Here is a 17,569-nt window from a genome sequence, read left to right as displayed (position 1 = left end):
GCTACACATGCTGCATGTGCGCTACCTTAGCAACGTGTTGTTTCCCGAACCTGTATGTCGGCTTTTGTTGCCTTTATTCTGCTGCTGATGACCGGGACGCTGGTGCCCGTGAACCGCCGGTTTCAGCAGACGCCGGGCGGCGTGCCCATTTTTGTGGTGTCGAACGGGTTCCATACCGATGTGGTGCTGCCGATGCAGGAAGCCCGAACCGGCCGGCACTGGCTGCGCGAACTGAACCAGCCGGCCCTGACGGCCCGGTTTGCGCGCTACCCCTACGTAGCTTTTGGCTGGGGCAACGAGCGGTTTTATCTGGGCTCGATGGGCGGGCAGTTTCCGGGCCCCAGAGCTATTGCCGGCGCGGTTTTCCCCTCAAAAACACTTATGCACGTCAACTTTTACCGCGCCGCCCCCGATTCGGGGCGCTACGTGGTGCCGCTGCGCATTTCGGTGGCCCAGTACGCGCAGCTCACGAGCTACATCCGGCAGTCGTTCGGGCCGCCCGATTCGCTGGGACGGCAGCCGCTGCGGCAGACCACGGGCTACACTCCGCACGACTTCTTCTTCCCCGCCACCGGCCGCTACCATGCTCTGCGCACCTGCAACGACTGGACGAACCGGGGCCTGCGCCGGGCCGGCCTGCGGGCGGCTTTAAAAGCGCCGTTGGCGGGCTCGGTGCTGTTCCAAGCCCGACGCAGTAGCCGACCAGTGGTGAAGTAGTTTGGGAAGCCGCTGAGGTTTTCACCTGCCAAAAAGCCCCGTTCATCCTACTTTTTCCCCGTTTTATCTGCAACCGACAGTGGGGCGTTTCTCGTTAAGCAAAGCTGTTCCTATCTGCTCTGCCTACCCTTCCACTGCGCGAATGCTCGATGTTCACCGCGAAATATTGCCCAACGGATTTTTACTTATCCTTTCGCCCGATACCTCTTCCTCCGACGAAGTAAAGCTCACGCGGGCCCTGCACCGGGCCAGTCGGAGCGAGAAAAAAGCTATTCTGGTTGATCTGAGCTTAGTAGACACCGTTTCGGAAGAAGCCATTGACCTGCTGCTGGCCTACGCGTTTATGCTGCACGCGCAGGAGCGCCGACTGATTCTGTGCCATGTCCCGCAGCCGGCCCAGCACCATTTTCTGTACCTGGATGTGGCCTCCCAGCCCCTGTTGGTGCCTTCTCTGCTCGATGCCATTCAGGAAATCGACTTTGAAACGGGCTCCGGCCAGATGTCGTTCCGGGTCTGATTTCGGAGGAACCTGCAGGGAAATCCGGAAAATTCGATGCAATCCGCGAATTTTGCGGCCGTATTCCTGCATTCCGATTTTCCTGATGAGCGCCCAGAAACCCAGCATCCCCCAAGGCACCCGCGACTTCGGCCCCGCCGTGGTGGCCCGCCGCAACTATATTTTTGGCGTCATCCGCCGCGTGTTCGAGAAGTTCGGCTACGCCCCGCTCGAAACGCCTACGCTGGAAAACCTCTCGGTACTGACTGGCAAATACGGCGAAGAAGGCAACCAGTTAATCTTCAAAGTGCTCAACTCAGGCAACTTCCTGAAAAAGCAGAAGGGCGACGTGGTGAAGGAGGAGGTAACTCCTGAAGACCTCATAGCTGGCACACGGGCAGTCCTGCCCAAAATTGCCGAAAAGGGCCTGCGCTACGACCTCACTGTGCCCTTCGCCCGCTACGTGGTGATGAACCGGGGCACGCTCACCTTCCCCTTCAAACGCTACCAGATTCAGCCCGTGTGGCGCGCCGACCGTCCAGCGCGTGGCCGTTACCGTGAGTTCTACCAGTGCGACGCCGACGTGGTGGGCACCGATTCGCTGCTCTGCGAGGCCGAAATCGTGCTGATGATGTCGGAGGTGCTCACCACGCTGGGCCTCACCGACCACACCATCAAAATTAACCACCGCCGGGTACTGGGCGCGTTCTACCAGGCGCTGGGCGGCGAGGGCACCGAAATAGACCTGTTCACGGCCATCGACAAGCTCGATAAAATCGGACGCGAAGGCGTGGAAAAGGAGCTGCTGGAACGCGGCTTTTCGGCCGCCGCGGCTGAGCGGTTGTTTGATCTGCTGAGCGTGGAAGGTGACTTCGAGGAGAAGCTGGAGCGGCTGCTGGCTGGGTTCGTGACGGCCGGCGTGGCCCCCGACAACGCCACCGCCGACGGCTACAAGGGCCTGCAGGATTTGCAGCAGGTATTGGCCTACCTGCGCGGCTTCGGCTTCGACAAGTGGCAGAACCTGGAGTTCGACGTGACCCTGGCCCGGGGCCTGAGCTACTACACGGGCTGCATCTTCGAAATTAAGATCAACAACGTGAACATGGGCAGCGTGAGCGGCGGGGGCCGCTACGACAACCTCACGGGGGCTTTCGGGCTGCCGGGCGTGTCGGGCGTGGGCTTCTCCTTCGGCGTGGACCGCCTCTACGACTGCCTGGAGGACCTGCAGCTGTTCCCCGAGGCCGTGGCCACCACCACCCGCTGCCTGCTCACCAACTTCGATGCCGAGAGCGAGCTGGCCATGCTGCCGGTGCTGCGGCAGCTGCGCGCCGCCGGCGTGGCCTCGGAGTTGTTCCCGGAGGCGGGCAAGTTGGGCAAGCAGTTCAAGTTCGCCGACGCCAAAGGCATTCCCTACGTACTCATCCAGGGACCCGAGGAACGCGCCGCCGGCCAGTTCAAGCTCAAAACCCTGGCCACTGGCCAGGAGCAGGTTGTGACGCTGGAAGAAGCCATAACCGAGTTGACGAAATAGCGGAAAGCCCCGTTACTCACGATGCAAAAAGTGCCGGAAATCTAGGTTTTTGGCACTTTTTGCATCGTGAACGTCCCGGTCCGACGGCTGAAAAAAGCCGTCGGACCGGTTGCCGGCTGAACAACTACGCCTGAGTCGGTTGGTTTCTGAGCGACACGCCCGAATCAGTTAACACCGAACGATAATGCCCGAACCGCCTCGTAACAACATCAGCTTACGTCGACCGGCCCGACGGCCTGCAGCCGCCGGACCGGGACGTTCGGGCGTTTGAAACCGCTTAGTAAATGCGGTAGAACAGGGTTTTACCGTTGCCCGTGCCGCCGCTGCCGGTGATGGTGATGCGGCCGGTGTTGCCGTTGCCGTCGTAGCCGCTGGCCTTGTTGGTGCTGGCGGTGCAGCCCGTCACGGTGTGCGGAATCGTCTGGCCGGCGCTGCCCAGCTTGAAGCCGTTACCGTCGCCGTTGCCGCCGAAGCCGTTGTTGGTGGCCGTGCAGTTGGTGATAGTGACGGTGTAGGGCTGGCCGTACAAGTCCCAGCCGTCGTCGGAGTTGTGGTTGGCCGTGCAGTGGTCGAACTTGTTATTGCGGCCGCCCGAGAGCTTGCAGGCGAAGCCGTCGGCGTTTTCGCCCCCATTGGCCGTGTCGTAGTTCTCGGTGGAAGTGCAGTAGCTGATGAGGTTGTCGTGGGCACCGTTGTACACCTGCAGGCCCGAATCCTTGTTGGCCGTGGTGAGAACCTTGTACACGTAATTGTAGCCGCCCTGCTGGAACACCAGGCCGCAGTCGGGGGCGTTTTTGATGGTCATGTTGGTGATGTTCCAGTAGCTGCCGTTCACCTTCACGCCCCAGCCCGAGCTGATGCCGGAGCAGTCGAGCACGCCGCCGGTAAAGTTGATTTTGGCGCTGCTGGTGCCGCTCTTGAGCAGTTGCAGCGTGCTAGTCAGGCGGATGGTGCCACTGATGGTGATGATGTCGCCGGGCTTGGCGTTGCTGATGGCCGTGCGCAAAGCCGCTTCGGTAGTCACGGTGGTACTCACGTTGGCCGACTGCGCGGCGGCGGCGGGCGTGGCGGGCAGAGCGGGGTCGTGCTGCTTGCTGCAGGCGGTGGCCGCCAGGGCCAGCAGGGCCAGGGTTGCTAGTTGTTTCATGCGGGAATTGGTGGGTTGTGGAAAAGATGTAAGCGCTTGACTAGTCGGCAGTAAAGCTAGAAGCCTGCCGCATGGTCCAGCTCTCCACTCCGCACTAAACTTGCGCACACGATGCCGGGAACGATACCGGCATCGTGTGCAAAGCCGGGGCCTGATTTTTGCGGTTTGGGGGCAGCTTTGGCCCAAACTGCTACCTTTCGGTTCCCGGCGCTGCCTCACACCCACGGCCCGCACCCTTTCCTCCCATGGCCCAGGATTTCGTCCTCACCCCTTCCACCCACCTCGACCTCGCCACCCTCGACCAGCTGCTGTGCACCAAGGCCCGCGTGGTACTTAGCGAGGAAGCCCGCCAGCGCATCACGGAGTGCCACCAGTACTTGCAGAACCGCCTGGAGCGCACCCCCGACGCGGTGATTTATGGCATCAATACCGGCTTCGGCTCCCTGTGCGACAAAGTTATTGCCCCCCACCAGCGGCAGCAGTTGCAAACCAACCTGCTCATGTCGCACGCCTGCGGCACGGGCGAGGAGGTGCCCGCCGAGCTGGTGCGCCTGATGCTGCTGCTGAAAGTGCAGAGCCTGAGCTATGGCCACAGCGGCGTGCAGCTGGCCACCGTGCAGCGCCTACTCGATTTCTACAACCGGGGCATGCTGCCGGTGGTGTACCAGCAAGGCTCGTTGGGAGCCAGCGGCGACCTGGCCCCGCTGGCGCACCTGTGCCTGCCGCTGCTGGGCCTGGGCGAAGTCAACTACGAAGGCTACCGCTTGGCCGCCGCCGATGCCATGAGCCTGTTTAGCTGGCCGGCGCTGGTGCTGGAAGCCAAGGAAGGCCTAGCTTTGCTCAACGGCACGCAGTTTATGCTGGCCTACGCCGTGCATGGCCTATTGCGCGCCCAACGCCTGCTGGCCGCCGCCGACTGCATCGGGGCGCTGTCATTAGAGGCGTTTGGTGGGCGCAGTGAGCCGTTTGATGAGCGTCTGCACCGCATCCGGCCCCACGCCGGGCAGCTGACGGTGGCGGCCCGGGTGCGGGCGCTGCTGACGGGCTCAGAGCTGCAAAGTCAGCCCAAAACGGCAGTGCAGGACCCCTACTCGTTCCGATGCATGCCCCAGGTGCACGGTGCCTCCCGCGACGCGCTGGCCTACGTGCGCCAGACCGTGGAAACGGAGTGCAACGCCGTGACGGATAACCCCAACATCTTTCCCGACGACGATGCCATTCTGAGCGGAGGCAATTTCCACGGGCAGCCGCTGGCCCTGGCCCTGGATATGCTGGCCATTGCCACCGCCGAGCTGGGCAGCATCTCGCAGCAGCGCACTACCCAGCTCATCAGCGGGCAACGCGGTCTGCCGCCCTTTTTGGTGGCCGAGCCGGGTCTAAATTCGGGTTTGATGATTCCGCAGTACACGGCCGCCGGCATCGTGAGCCAGAACAAGCAGCTCTGCACGCCCGCCTCGGTGGACAGCGTGGTGAGCAGTAACGGCCAGGAAGACCACGTGAGCATGGGGGCCAACGCCGCCACCAAAGCCCTGCGCGTGGTGCAGAACGTGGAGCAGCTGCTGGGCATCGAGCTGCTGAACGCGGCCCAGGCCCTGGAATTCCGTCGCCCCGCCCGCACCTCCGCACCGCTGGAGCAGTTGGTAGCCGCCTTCCGCGAGAAAGTAGCCTTCGTTAGCCAGGACCGGGTACTGTACCCGGATCTGCACGCGGCGGCGGCTTTCGTGCGGACGTACGAGTGGGAGTAAACGCCGCTACCCTCCCCCAGCCTTTTGTTACTTTAGCTCCGCCCGGGTACGCAACCAGGCGAGTGCTTCGTTATGAGGATAGTGAAACGACTTCTTCTGCTACTATTGCTGCTTACCAGCCTGGTTCCCTCGATGCGGGCGCAGGGTCCATGCGTTAACACGCCCAACTCCGGAGCCTGCTTTCAGGCCTACGATGCCATTACCGGCCAGCTCCTGGTCGGCACGCTGTGCGCGGGCCGGCCGGTACGCCTGCGCGACTGCAGCGGCCGAGCTCTCGACCCGGCCCAGGTTTATTACCGGCAGGCCAGCACCATCGTCTGCTCAGGCTTCACTGATACCACGACGACATTTACTCCCACAACTCCCGGACCGCTAATTATCACTCAAAACACCCAAGGCTCCGGAGCCGGCACGCAGGGCATCATCTTCTCCCGCCCCTTCGAAGTCAAGAGCACGCCACCACCCACCTTCACCCTGACAACCTGCGCCCCCGGCTTCGTGCAGGTCACCATTACGGACACGAATTACGACCAGTATCTCGTGCAGGTAGGCAACGATGCGCCGGTACCCGCCGCGCGCAATACGCCGGTTACGTATCCGGCCAACGGTCCTGCTACCGTAAGCGTCATTGGCCGCTACGCGCAAGCGCAGAACAACTTATGCGCCGGTACTGCTACGCGCAGTTTCACGCCGCTACCGCCTCCGCAGCGGCCCGCGTTGCGCAGCCTCACGGTGCAGGGTAGCAGCGCCGAATTTCAATTTGGCAGCTTGCAGCCCGAGTACCTGTACAGCCTACAGGTAGCCGATGCCGCTGCTCCCGGGGGCTACCGCACGGTGGCTCCGGTGGCCGGTAATCTTACCAGCTTTACCCTGAGTAATACCCCGCTGCCGGGCTGCTACCGGTTGCTGCTGCAGGATGCGTGTCAGCCTTCGGTGGCCAGCGCATCCTCGTTCGTCCTGTGCTCGGTGGCCCTGACGGCCACCGCCCAGAACGGCCGCAACCTGCTGCGCTGGACCTCCGAGGCCACCGGTAGCTATACCCTGAGCCGCACCGAGGGAAGCACTACTGTGCAACTTTCCGTCCCGGCCGGCACCACCCAGTACATCGATACGGCCGTAACCTGCGGCCTCACCTACCGCTACCGCGTGAGCCTGACGATGGGCACCACCAGTTCCGTGTCCAACGAAGCTTCCGTAACTACCACCTCCACCCTGGCCCCGGCTACGCCGCTGCTTACAGCTAGCTTCAACCTGCGCAACCAGGTAGAATTGACGGCCATGGTGCCGCGCAGCCCCGGCGGCGGGCAGCTCACGTACCTGCGCAACGGCCAGGAACTGCGCGCTACGGCCGCCCGCACCGTGCGCGACTCGCTGGTGACGCCCAACACGGCCGAGCCGCTGTGCTACGCCGTGCGGTTTCTGGATGCCTGCGGCAACCGCTCGGCCGATAGTGCGCCCGTGTGCCCCGTGCTGCTGGACGCCCGCGCCGCCAACGACGAGGGCACCACCATTCGCCTGAACTGGACGGCTTTGCGTGGCCCGACGGCTTCCGCGCCGGTCAGCTACCGCGTCATTACCCTTTCGCCCACGAACACCGAGCTGAGCCGCGTGCTGGTCAATGGCCTCACCTACCTCGATTTGCAGCCGCCCCAAGACCAGCAGGTGGTGCGCTACCGCGTGGAAGCCACAGGCGGTGGCCTGCCCACGTCAGCACCCAGCAGCTTCTCCAACGTAGCCTCGGTAGCCCGGCAGGTGAAGGTGTTCGTGCCCACGGCCTTCACGCCCAACGGCGACGGCCTGAACGACGTGCTGGAGCTCAAGGGCCGCTACCTGGACAACTTCCGCTTCACCATTATTGACCGTAACGGCCAGCAGGTGTTCCAGGCCACCAGCCGCACCCAGACCTGGGACGGCCGCATTGGCACCGCCGCGCCCGCGCCCGGGGCTTACGTGTGGCGCTTCGAGGCCACGGACCAGCAGGGGAAACGGCTGGTGCAGCACGGCACCGTCACCATCATCAGGTAACCGGCCGGCTGCCCGCGCTACCTCTACAGCGACTTGGTGAAGCTGACTTTGATTTTGAGCTGGAAGTCGCCGATTACTTTGAATATTTCCTTGAGCGTCACCTGCTCCACCTGAGTCAGGGTGCTCGGGTCGAGGTAGTTGGTGGGAGCTTCCCGGTCGTTGATGAGCTGGCGGGCCTGTTTCTGCAGGCGCATGCCCATGAGGTAATAGTAGGCCTGCAGCAGCTCCTGGTACTCCTTCTCTTTGAACACGCCCAACTCGCGCAGCCGGGCCAGCCGCTGGCCGGTGTTGGTTTCGAAAACCTGGTGGCGCAGCGCGTACACCCGCACCAGATCCACGATGGGCGACATGGCCTTTTTCAGGTCGAATACCCGCTGGCCTTCCTGCTCAAACGTGCGAAACCGGCTCAGAAACGAGGTTAGGGGCGGCTCGTACTGCAAGGCGTTGCGGGTCATGTAGAACAGAAACCGGTCGAGGGGCTGGGTTAGCTCCTCGCGCAGGAAGTCGTAGAGCTCCTGCATCAGGGCGGCGTCGCCGTGCAGGTAGCGGCAGTCGAAGAAGGTAGCCATCTGCATCACCGTTTCCGGGTTCGATTCGCTCATCCACTGGCGGTAGTTGCGTTTCCAGTGCGAGAGGGAGTGCGTCCACTTGGGGTTTTTGGCCATGAAGCCGCCCGTGCAGAAGTGCAGCCCGATGTGGTTCAGCTCGTCGGAAACCGTGGTGGCGAAGCGCAGAAACCAGGCCCGCACTTCCTCGCGGTGCTCGTTGGCTTTATCCTCGTAGATGATGGCGTTGTCCTGATCCGTGACCAGCGTCTGCTCCTTGCGGCCCTCACTGCCTAGCACCATGAACACGAAGCGGGCCGGGGCCGGCCCATGCTCGGCCAGAACCTGCTCAATCACCTTCAGCGAAATGGTATCGACCACCGTGCTGATGACCTGGTTCACGATGTCGGCCTTCACGCCCCGGCTCAGCAGCTGGTTCACGATGTCGGGTACCATTTCCCAGCGCCGCTTCAACTCCCGAGGGCTCTGGGCCAGCTTCACGGCCTGAATGAACATGAACGGCGACTGGGCCAAATCACTCAGCAGCTTATTCCGGCTCAGAAAACCCACGTAGCGGCCGGCTTTTTCCACCAGCAGGTAGCGGGTTTTGGTCTGGAACATGCGCAGCACGGCCTCGTACACGTAGGCCTCCTCCGAGATGCTGACCAGCGGCGTGGCGGCCACTTCCTGCACCGGCCGGCCGGCATCGAGGCGGCGGGCAATGACGGAGTCGCGCAACGTAATATCGGTGCAGTAGCCGGTAATGGCCTCCTGCGCATCCGTCACGAACAGGCAGCTGACTTTGGCCGCCGCCATCCGTTGGGCCGCCTCAAAAATGGGCAGCTCGCCCGGGCACGTCACCAGCTGGCGCACTTCCAGGGTGCTGATGCGGCGCGAAAACAGTTGGTCGGCCACCAGGTAGTTCTGCTCGGGCGGAGCGGCGGGCTTCACGAAGTGGGCGTACTCCTCATCGAGCATCCGCTCCCCGTAGCGGGCGGTGAAGTAGTGGAAGAACGGCTCGTAGGCCAGACATAGCGCCCGGAAGTCGCGGCGGGGCAGCTGGAGCACGCGGGTGCCCTTGCGCACGGCCACCGTGCGCAGGGAGCGTTTCTTGTTGAGCAGAATCGACATGCCGCCGTAGCAGGTGCCCGGACCGTAGACTTCGGGTAGCCGTTTGTGCTGGTCACTGTCGTAGAAAAACGTCTCGTACGCGCCCTCCGCAATGATATCGAGGCTGCGCAGCTTGGACGCGTCCTGCTGGTAGAGCAGCTTTTCGCTGTTGTACTGCACCTCTTCCAGCAGCCCCACCACGCCGCCTATTACCTCCTCGGGCAGCAGGTTAAACGGGGCCACCGTCCGCAGAAAAGCCAGTCGATTATCCATGAGCAAGTAGGTAAACCAGGAAGAGAAAACCGGCCGCCGTCAGCAGCCAGGGCCACGGGAAACGGCGCGCCGAGCGGCCATCGGGCGGCAGCAGCGGGGGCTGGCCGTTGAGCATTTCGGTTGAAATGATACCGAGGCGGCGCAACTCAAAAAAGCAGCGGGCGGTGGCCGCCGCATCCACGGCCGCGTCGTGCAGGCGGGTCATGGGCTCGTGAAACAGCAGCTCGTGCAGCTCGTGCAGCCGCAACGGCCGCTTCGGACCCTGCGGCCGGGCGGCGGGACTGGCCTGCATGGTGCAGAACTGGGGCAGCCCGGGCAGCGGGTTGGGCAAGCCGGCCCGCAGCAGCGCGGCCCCCAGCACATGGAAATCCAGCCGCAGAAAATGCCCGACTACCCGGGGCCGGTACTGCGCCAGATCGGCCAGCAGCCGGCCCAGCACCACCGCCGGCTCCTGGCCCTGGGCCGCCAGCAACTCCGCCGTGAGCCCGTGAATAGCTTCCGACTCGGCCGTGAGGCGGTTGGTGGGCACCTGCAGATAGGCCTGCTCGGCCTTTACCAGCGTGCCATCGGGCCCGTAGATTTCCCAGGCCAGCTGCGCAATACTGGGCCACTCCCATTCTTCGGCATACGGCCGGTGCCAGCGGGCCGGCAGGCCCGTGGTTTCGGTATCCACGAAGAGCAGGTACTGCGCGGGCATAATCGGCTACCGGGTGGCGGCTTTGGCGGCGCGGCGGCCGGCCGTTTTGCGCGCGTCCCGTAACGACGAGTCCCGGATCAGCAGCTCCGGCCGCAGCACAATCTGGCGGGGCGTGAAGGGGGTGCCGCTGGCCTCAATCAGCTCCAGCAGCAGGCGCACAGTGGCCTGGCCCATTTCCTCGCACCGCTGGTCGATGGTGGTGATGGTGGGCTCGGTGATGACGGTGAAGGCCTCGTTGCTGAAGCCGGTAATGGCCACGTCGTCGGGCACGCGTACGCCTTGCCGGGCCGCTTCCTGCATGGCCCCCAGGGCGCAGTAGTCACCGCCCGAGAAGATGCCGTCGGGCGGGTTGGGCAGGGCCAGCCAGTGGCGCATGGCGGCAGCTCCCTCATCCTGGGTCATGTCGGTGTACACCAGCAACTCCTCCTCCACGGGCAGGCCGACTTCGCGGAGCGCATCGAGGTAGCCCTGGCGGCGGTTTTTGTAGATATTCAGGTGCTGCGGACCGGCCAGGTGGGCAATGCGCCGGCACCCCTGCTGCAACAGATGGCGGGTCGAAATCAGGGCACCTTCCTGGTCGTTGAGCACTACGGCATTCACGTTTTCGCCCTCCACGCTGCGGTCGAAAAACACCAGCGGCAGGCCCCGGCTCTGCACCTTATCGAAGTGCTGGTAGCTGGTGGTGGTGCGCGACAACGACACCATAATGCCGGCCACCTGCGCGCTGAGCAGGGCTTCTACGTTGCGCCGCTCCTGGGCCGCATCCTCGTTCGACTGGCAGATGATGACGTTGTAGCCGGCCCGGCTGGCGGCCGTTTCGATGCCGTGAACTACCGACGGAAAAAACCGGCCTTCGATATAGGGTACGATAATGCCCAGCAGCTTGCTCTTACCCTTGCGCAGGGCCGAGGCCAGGCGGTTGGGCTGGTAGTTATACTTTTTGGCCAGTTTCAGCACCTTCGACTTCATCTCCGGCCCGATGCTGTAATGGTCGCTCAGGGCCCGGGAAATGGTAGTCATGGACACGCCCAGCTCCCGGGCCAGGTCGGCCATGGAAACGGACGTGCGGGCGGCGGGCGGCGTTTCAGGTTTCTTGCGAGGGGCCATGCGGAAAAGCGTTACACAATGCTTTGTGTAAAGGTAGCCAGCCGGCCGCAACCAACGGAGCCGAACGGCTGGGCAGCGCCTTTTTTTCTGGCCGCCGGCCGGCTTCAAGCTACCGGCACCGATTACGGTATCGATACCGGTCTTTTTTCCGCTTTTCGGCCACCCGGCGGGTCTTTTATCGGGCCCTATTCGCCGTAGCTTCGCTTTGTTCCCCCTTCTGTTTTCTGCCGTGACCATACCCCCGACCTCCACCTCCGACCTCGCCCAACAAAGCGTCAACACCATCCGCCTGCTGTCGGTGGATATGGTGCAGGCTGCCAACTCCGGCCACCCCGGCCTGCCGTTGGGCGCGGCCCCGATGGCCTACGTACTGTTCTCCCGCATCCTGTGCTTCAACCCCCAGGACCCGAAGTGGCCCAACCGGGACCGATTTGTGCTGTCGGCGGGCCACGGCTCGGCGCTGCTGTATAGTTTGCTGCACCTCTATGGCTACGATTTGTCCCTGGATGATTTGAAGGCGTTCCGGCAGCTGCACTCCCGCACGCCCGGCCACCCCGAGTCGAACATGACGCCGGGCGTGGAGGTGACCACCGGGCCGCTGGGCCAGGGCTTCGCCAACGGCGTGGGCATGGCCATGGCCGAAGCCCACCTGGCCGCCGTGTACAACCGGCCCGGCCACGCGCTGCAGGACCACTTCACCTATGCCATTGTGAGCGACGGCGACCTGATGGAAGGCATTGCCGCCGAGGCCGCCTCCCTGGCCGGCCACCTCAAGCTGGGCAAGCTCATCTACCTCTACGACGACAACGACATCTGTCTCGACGGGCCCACCAACCTCTCCTACACCGAGGATGCGCTGGCCCGCTTCGAGGCCTACGGCTGGCACACCCAGCGCGTGACGGACGGCAACGACCTGGATGCCATTGAGGCCGCACTCAAAGCTGCCCAGCAGGAAACCGGGCGGCCTTCACTGATTTCCGTCAAGACGATCATCGGCTACGGCAGCCCCCAGGAAGGCACCAGCAAAGTCCACGGCTCCCCGCTCGGCCCCGAAAACCTGAAGAAAGCCAAGGAATTCTTCGGCTTCGACCCCGAGGCCACGTTTGTGGTACCTGATGAAGTGCGCACCCACCTGGCCGAAGCGGGCCGGCGTGGTGCGGAACTGCAGGCCCAGTGGCAGCAGCAAACCGAGGCGTACCAGCAGGAATTTGCGGCCGAGTGGGAGCTGTTCCGGACGTCGTTTGCGGGGGAATTACCCGCGGGCTGGGACGCCGCCCTGCCCGTTTTCACGGCCGCCGATGGCGCGCTGGCCACCCGCCAGGCTTCCGGCAAAACCCTGAACGCTTTGAAAAAGAGCGTGCCTTTCCTGTTCGGCGGCTCAGCCGACTTAGCCAGCTCCAACGAAATGCCCACCAGTGGGGCCGTGAGCTTCCAGCCGAGCAGCTATGAGCACAGCAACGTGTGGTTTGGGGTGCGCGAGCACGCCATGGGCGGGGCCATGAATGGCATGGCCCACCACGGCGGCGTGCGGCCCTACGGCGGCACCTTCCTCACCTTCTCCGACTACATGCGCGGGGCCATCCGTCTCACCGCCCTGGCCGAATCCAGCGCCACCTTCGTGTTTACGCACGACAGCATCGGGCTGGGCGAGGACGGCCCGACGCACCAGCCGGTGGAGCAGGTGGCGGCCCTGCGCACCATTCCCAACATCATTGTGCTGCGCCCCGCCGACGCCAACGAAACCGTGGAAGCCTGGCGCGTGGCCCTCACCAAGCCCAAAAGCCCGGTGGTGCTCATCCTCTCCCGCCAGAAGCTGCCGGTGCTAGATCAAAGCCAGTTCGGATCGGCCCGGGAGGGCGTGGCCAAAGGGGCTTACATCCTGCGCGAAGCCGAATGCGGCCAGCCGGAGCTGCTGCTGCTGGCTACCGGCTCGGAGGTTTCGTTGGCGCTGCAGGCTCAGGAGGCGTTGCAGCAGCAGGGCGTAGCGGCTCGCGTAGTGAGTATGCCCAGCTGGGAGCTGTTTGAGCAGCAGCCCAAAGTCTACCAGCAGCAGGTACTGCCGCCCACTGTGCGCAAGCGCGTGGCCATTGAGGCCGGCTCGCCCCTGGGCTGGCACAAGTACGCCACCGACGAAGGAACCGTCATTGCCATGAACCGCTTCGGCGAATCAGGGCCGGGCGAGGCGGTGCTGGAGCTGTTCGGCTTCTCGGTTGATAATGTGGTGAAGCAGGCCCGGTGGGTGCTGGCCGGCCAGCCCGAGGAAACGGAACCCAAGGAAATCCGGTCGTAAGCAGTTGCCGCACGCTGTCTGTCATCCTGAGCGGAGCGAAGGACCTTACCACATTTGAACGAGTTGTATATGAACGTAACGTTCCTACGTGATAAGGTCCTTCGCTCCGCTCAGGATGACAGATGATTCACCGAACCACACCACTCAACATATGAACCCATTAGTTGCCATTCACAGCTTCGGCCAGAGCATCTGGCTGGATTACATTCGCCGCAACATTCTGCAGAACGGCGAGTTGCAGCGCCTGCTTACGGAGGACGGCGTGCGGGGCGTTACGTCCAATCCGGCCATCTTCGAGAAGGCCATTGCCGGCTCCGATGACTACGCCGACGATATCCGCCGCTTTGCCCGGGAGGGCTTGTCGGCCGAGGAGATTTACGCCCGGCTGGCCGTGGCTGACGTACAGGCCGCCTGCGACCTGCTCCGTCCCCTCTACGACCACCCCGAAAACGGCGGCGACGGGTACGTGAGCCTGGAGGTGTCGCCCAACCTGATTCACGACACTGCCGGCACCGTGGCCGAGGGCCTGCACTTCTGGCACGCCGTGAACCGCCCGAACGTGATGATCAAAGTACCCGCCACCCGGGCCGGTCTGCCCGCCATCCGGGAGCTGATTGCGGCCGGCGTAAACGTGAACGTAACGCTGATTTTCAGTGTGGAACGCTACCGCTTGGTGGCCGAAGCCTACCTGGCCGGCCTGGAAGACCGGGTGCGGGCCGGCGGCTCCGTGAAGCGGCTGGATTCGGTGGCTAGCTTCTTCCTCTCGCGCATCGATGTGCTGCTGGACCCGCAGCTGGAGAAACTGGCCGCCGCTGGTGGTGAGCAGGGCGAGTTGGCCGAAAGTCTGGTGGGGCAGGTAGCCACTGCCAGCGCCAAGCAGGCCTATACGCTGTACCAGGAGCTGTTTGCCGGGTCGCGCTGGGCCGCCTTGCAGGCGCAGGGCGCGCAGCCCCAGCGGCTGCTCTGGGCCAGCACCGGCAACAAAAACCCCAACTATGATAACCTCAAGTACGTGGAGGCCCTCATCGGCCCGAACACGGTGAATACCATTCCGGTGGAAACTCTGGACCTGTACCGCGCCGGCGGCCAGCCCGCCAGCCGCCTCGCCGAACCGGTGGCCGTGGACGTGCTGGGCAGCCTACCCCACCTCGGCCTCGATTTGGAAGCCCTGACGGACCAGCTAGAGCAGGAAGGCGAGCAGAAGTTCACCGAGCCCTTCGGCAAGCTGCTGGCCGTGCTGGAGCAGAAACGACAGGAAGCCCTGGCCGACAGTCCGGCGGCCACCAACTAACCCCAAACCCCAGCGGGGAGCCGGCACACGGCTCCCCGCTTTGTTTACCCGCTACCTTTACCGCAGCGGTCACTCCCGGCCCAATCACCTATTCACCCCCGCATGAAAGCCTTTATTTTCGACCTCAACGGCACCATGATTCACGACATGGACTACCATACCCAGGCCTGGCAGCAGCTGCTGAACGAGGACCTGGGCGGGCAGTTCACCCGCGAGCAGGTGAAGCACCAGATGTACGGCAAAAACCAGGAAGTGCTGGTACGCATGTTTGGCCCCGACCGATTTACGGAAGAAGAAATGACCCGTCTGGCCATGGAAAAGGAGAAACGCTACCAGGAGGCATTTCGGCCGCATTTGCAGCTGCTGCCGGGGCTGCCGGAGTTTCTGGCACGCGCCCACCAGCGGGGCATCCCTATGGCCATTGGCTCGGCGGCCATTCCGTTCAACATTGATTTCGTGCTCGATGCGCTGGATATCCGCCACTATTTCGCGGTCATCGTCTCGGCCGACGACGTGACCATCAGCAAACCCCACCCCGAAACGTTCCTCAAAGCCGCCGCCCTGCTCGGCATAGCGCCCGCCGACTGCCTCGTGTTCGAGGACGTGCCCAAAGGGGCCGAGGCCGCCCTCAACGCCGGGATGCCCGCCGTCATCCTCACCACCACCCACGAGCCCGCCGAATTCGCCCACCTGCCCAACATCCGCCACTTCTCCCCCGACTACACCGACGCCTTTATGCAGGGGTTGGTCTAGGAAAGTCTAGAATGAACGTCATCAAAGACCGTCATGCTTCATCTGGCGTCCGCTTGTCGAAGCATGACGGGCTGTACTCTTGCCAGCGTCAGCACGCGAGATGCTTCGACTTCGCCTCCGGCTCCGCTCAGCATGACGTGCTGGTTAGCGTATCGGCTTACCGCTGACTGAAGGCCACGTCGTTGTAGCGCAACTCGTTTTTGAAGGTGCGCAGGCGGGTTTCGTCGTCGATGATGAGGTACTCGATACCGGCCATTTCGGCGAAGTCTTCGAGGTACTCGGCCGTGAGATTCTGGCTGTACCCGGTGTGGTGAGCCCCGCCGGCGTGAATCCAGGCCGCCACGCCGGTTTTCAGGTCGGGCTTCACCTTCCAGAGCACGCGGGCCACGGGCAGCTTGGGCAGGTCCTGCTCGGGCGCTACGGCTTCCACTTCATTCACAATCAGCCGGAACCGGTGACCCAGGTCCACGATGGTGGCGTTGAGCGCGGGGCCGGCCGGGCAGTTGAACACCAGACGGGCCGGGTCGGCTTTGCCGCCAATGCCCAGCGGATGCACCTGCACTTTCACCTTGCCCTCGGCAATGGTGGGGCAGATTTCCAGCATGTGCGAGCCCAGCACCAACTCGTTGCCGGGCTGGAAGTGGTAGGTGTAGTCCTCCATGAAGGAGTTACCGCCGGGCAGGCTCGCGCCCATCACCTTCATGGCGCGCACCAGGGCCGCCGTTTTCCAGTCGCCTTCCCCGCCGAAGCCGTAGCCCTCGGCCATCAGGCGCTGGGTGGCAATGCCGGGCAGCTGCACCATACCGTGCAAATCCTCGAAGGTATCGGTGAAGCCGATGGCCTTTTTGTCCTGCAGAAACTTGCGCATCCCAGCCTCAATGCGGGCCGCGTCGCGCAGGCCTTCGCGCTGACTGCCGCCGTCCTGCAGCATGTCGCCCAGCTCGTATTCCTGCTCGTAGGTGGCCAGCAGCTCGTTTACCTGCTCCTCGGTCACCTCGTTAATCACGGCCACCAAATCACCAATACCATAGGTGTTCACCTCGTAGCCAAACTTCAGCTCGGCCTCCACTTTGTCGCCTTCCGTCACGGCCACGTAGCGCATGTTGTCGCCGAAGCGCACGATCCGGCCGCCCTGCCAGTCGGCCCAGGCGCAGGCCACGCGGGCCCAGATGCTGAGGCGCTCCTGCGCGTCGGCGCTCTGCCAGTGGCCCACCACCACCTTACGCTTCACCCGCATGCGCGACGTGATAAAGCCAAACTCCCGGTCGCCGTGCGCCGATTGGTTGGTGTTCATGAAGTCCATGTCAATGTCCGACCACGGAATGTCGCGGTTGAACTGGGTGTGCAGGTGGGCCAGGGGCTTCTGCAGAATCTTCAGGCCGTTGATCCACATTTTGGCCGGCGAGAAGGTGTGCATCCAGGCAATCAGGCCCACGCAGTTGGGGGTAGTGTTGGCTTCCTGAATCAGCTGGTATATCTCGGCCGGGCCCGTCAGCACGGGCTTATACACGACTTTAATGGGCAGCGCCGAGCCGAGGGCTTCGGCAATCTGCTGGGAGTGTTGGGCTACTTCCTCCAGGGTTTCGGGGCCGTAGAGGTGCTGGCTGCCGGTGATAAACCAGGCTTCGTAGTGGGAGATGTCTATCATGCGTGAAAGGCGAATGCAACCGGGGTGAGTTTAGTTAATCGATTGTGTTGAGAGGAGGCCAAAGCAGTTGTTTAAGTTACTTTTTGGCAGATCGAACGATGTAGAGACGCAATATTTTGCGTCTCGTCGTTGAACAACGACGTGGAACGGTCAACTTCAGCAACGACGAGACTCCAACTATTGCGTCTCTACAT

13 protein-coding genes are annotated in these 17,569 nt (G+C 63.3%); 8 read left to right on the top strand and 5 right to left on the bottom strand.

Annotated elements, in window-relative coordinates:
• Positions 1-54: 54 nt before the first annotated feature.
• The 3 genes from EI293_RS07945 to hisS all read left to right on the top strand — a co-directional run bounded on the left by EI293_RS07945 (position 55) and on the right by hisS (position 2,744).
• Complete coding sequence (locus EI293_RS07945) at positions 55-717, top strand: DUF2459 domain-containing protein (RefSeq protein ID WP_125436607.1); 663 nt, start codon at positions 55-57, stop codon at positions 715-717.
• A 142-nt stretch (positions 718-859) separates the two neighbouring features.
• Positions 860-1,234 (top strand): STAS domain-containing protein, encoded by a 375-nt coding sequence (locus tag EI293_RS07940; protein WP_125436606.1) that lies wholly within the window; start codon positions 860-862, stop codon positions 1,232-1,234.
• 85 nt (positions 1,235-1,319) lie between these two features.
• On the top strand, positions 1,320-2,744 hold the full coding sequence (gene hisS / locus EI293_RS07935; RefSeq protein WP_125436605.1) for a histidine--tRNA ligase: 1,425 nt from the start codon (positions 1,320-1,322) through the stop codon (positions 2,742-2,744).
• A gap of 277 nt (positions 2,745-3,021) precedes the next feature.
• On the opposite strand, the gene EI293_RS07930 is transcribed toward hisS, so the two are convergent.
• Complete coding sequence (locus EI293_RS07930; RefSeq protein WP_125436604.1) at positions 3,022-3,891, bottom strand: right-handed parallel beta-helix repeat-containing protein; 870 nt, start codon at positions 3,889-3,891, stop codon at positions 3,022-3,024.
• Positions 3,892-4,136: 245 nt separating this feature from the next.
• On the opposite strand from EI293_RS07930, the gene hutH reads away from it, so the two are divergent.
• Positions 4,137-5,636: a histidine ammonia-lyase gene (gene hutH, locus EI293_RS07925; protein ID WP_125436603.1), complete on the top strand. Its 1,500-nt coding sequence runs from the start codon at positions 4,137-4,139 to the stop codon at positions 5,634-5,636.
• Between the two features lie 81 nt (positions 5,637-5,717).
• Positions 5,718-7,661 carry a T9SS type B sorting domain-containing protein gene (locus tag EI293_RS07920; protein WP_170170300.1) on the top strand — a complete coding sequence of 648 codons (1,944 nt, stop codon included), beginning with the start codon at positions 5,718-5,720 and terminating at the stop codon, positions 7,659-7,661.
• A 23-nt stretch (positions 7,662-7,684) separates the two neighbouring features.
• On the opposite strand, the gene EI293_RS07915 is transcribed toward EI293_RS07920, so the two are convergent.
• From EI293_RS07915 to EI293_RS07905, 3 genes are read right to left on the bottom strand one after another with little or no spacing between them, the layout of a single operon-like run.
• Positions 7,685-9,589: a DUF294 nucleotidyltransferase-like domain-containing protein gene (locus tag EI293_RS07915; RefSeq protein WP_125436601.1), complete on the bottom strand. Its 1,905-nt coding sequence runs from the start codon at positions 9,587-9,589 to the stop codon at positions 7,685-7,687.
• Positions 9,582-10,286 (bottom strand): 3'-5' exonuclease, encoded by a 705-nt coding sequence (locus EI293_RS07910; protein WP_125436600.1) that lies wholly within the window; start codon positions 10,284-10,286, stop codon positions 9,582-9,584. The genes EI293_RS07915 and EI293_RS07910 overlap by 8 nt, the downstream gene beginning before the upstream one ends.
• Positions 10,287-10,292: 6 nt before the next feature.
• Positions 10,293-11,393 carry a LacI family DNA-binding transcriptional regulator gene (locus tag EI293_RS07905; protein WP_170170299.1) on the bottom strand — a complete coding sequence of 367 codons (1,101 nt, stop codon included), beginning with the start codon at positions 11,391-11,393 and terminating at the stop codon, positions 10,293-10,295.
• Positions 11,394-11,622: 229 nt separating this feature from the next.
• Here EI293_RS07905 and tkt point away from each other — a divergent pair, with 229 nt between their 5' ends.
• From tkt to EI293_RS07890, 3 genes are all read left to right on the top strand, one after another.
• Complete coding sequence (gene tkt, locus EI293_RS07900; RefSeq protein WP_262706505.1) at positions 11,623-13,683, top strand: transketolase; 2,061 nt, start codon at positions 11,623-11,625, stop codon at positions 13,681-13,683.
• Between the two features lie 151 nt (positions 13,684-13,834).
• Positions 13,835-14,974 (top strand): transaldolase, encoded by a 1,140-nt coding sequence (gene tal, locus EI293_RS07895; RefSeq protein WP_125436598.1) that lies wholly within the window; start codon positions 13,835-13,837, stop codon positions 14,972-14,974.
• A gap of 102 nt (positions 14,975-15,076) precedes the next feature.
• The gene (locus tag EI293_RS07890; protein ID WP_125436597.1) at positions 15,077-15,727 is read left to right on the top strand and encodes an HAD family hydrolase; all 651 of its coding nucleotides are present in this window, start codon (positions 15,077-15,079) and stop codon (positions 15,725-15,727) included.
• A gap of 157 nt (positions 15,728-15,884) precedes the next feature.
• Here the strand turns inward: EI293_RS07890 and araA are convergent, their stop codons facing one another.
• Complete coding sequence (gene araA / locus EI293_RS07885) at positions 15,885-17,375, bottom strand: L-arabinose isomerase (RefSeq protein ID WP_125436596.1); 1,491 nt, start codon at positions 17,373-17,375, stop codon at positions 15,885-15,887.
• Between the last annotated feature and the right edge of the window lie 194 nt (positions 17,376-17,569).

The sequence above is a fragment of the Hymenobacter perfusus genome, from assembly GCF_003944765.1.
Taxonomy (GTDB): Bacteria; Bacteroidota; Bacteroidia; order Cytophagales; family Hymenobacteraceae; genus Hymenobacter; species Hymenobacter perfusus.
Note: the sequence above shows the minus strand (reverse complement) of the source record. Positions and strands in the feature narration are given on the sequence as shown.

What these genes read in the sequence shown, in the direction of transcription:
- EI293_RS07945 (WP_125436607.1), top strand. Translation starts at nt 55, where the DNA reads ATGTCGGCTTTTGTTGCCTTTATTCTGCTGCTGATGACCGGGACGCTG.
- EI293_RS07940 (WP_125436606.1), top strand. Translation starts at nt 860, where the DNA reads ATGCTCGATGTTCACCGCGAAATATTGCCCAACGGATTTTTACTTATC.
- hisS (WP_125436605.1), top strand. Translation starts at nt 1,320, where the DNA reads ATGAGCGCCCAGAAACCCAGCATCCCCCAAGGCACCCGCGACTTCGGC.
- EI293_RS07930 (WP_125436604.1), bottom strand. Translation starts at nt 3,891, where the DNA reads ATGAAACAACTAGCAACCCTGGCCCTGCTGGCCCTGGCGGCCACCGCC.
- hutH (WP_125436603.1), top strand. Translation starts at nt 4,137, where the DNA reads ATGGCCCAGGATTTCGTCCTCACCCCTTCCACCCACCTCGACCTCGCC.
- EI293_RS07915 (WP_125436601.1), bottom strand. Translation starts at nt 9,589, where the DNA reads ATGGATAATCGACTGGCTTTTCTGCGGACGGTGGCCCCGTTTAACCTG.
- EI293_RS07910 (WP_125436600.1), bottom strand. Translation starts at nt 10,286, where the DNA reads ATGCCCGCGCAGTACCTGCTCTTCGTGGATACCGAAACCACGGGCCTG.
- EI293_RS07905 (WP_170170299.1), bottom strand. Translation starts at nt 11,393, where the DNA reads ATGGCCCCTCGCAAGAAACCTGAAACGCCGCCCGCCGCCCGCACGTCC.
- tal (WP_125436598.1), top strand. Translation starts at nt 13,835, where the DNA reads ATGAACCCATTAGTTGCCATTCACAGCTTCGGCCAGAGCATCTGGCTG.
- EI293_RS07890 (WP_125436597.1), top strand. Translation starts at nt 15,077, where the DNA reads ATGAAAGCCTTTATTTTCGACCTCAACGGCACCATGATTCACGACATG.
- araA (WP_125436596.1), bottom strand. Translation starts at nt 17,375, where the DNA reads ATGATAGACATCTCCCACTACGAAGCCTGGTTTATCACCGGCAGCCAG.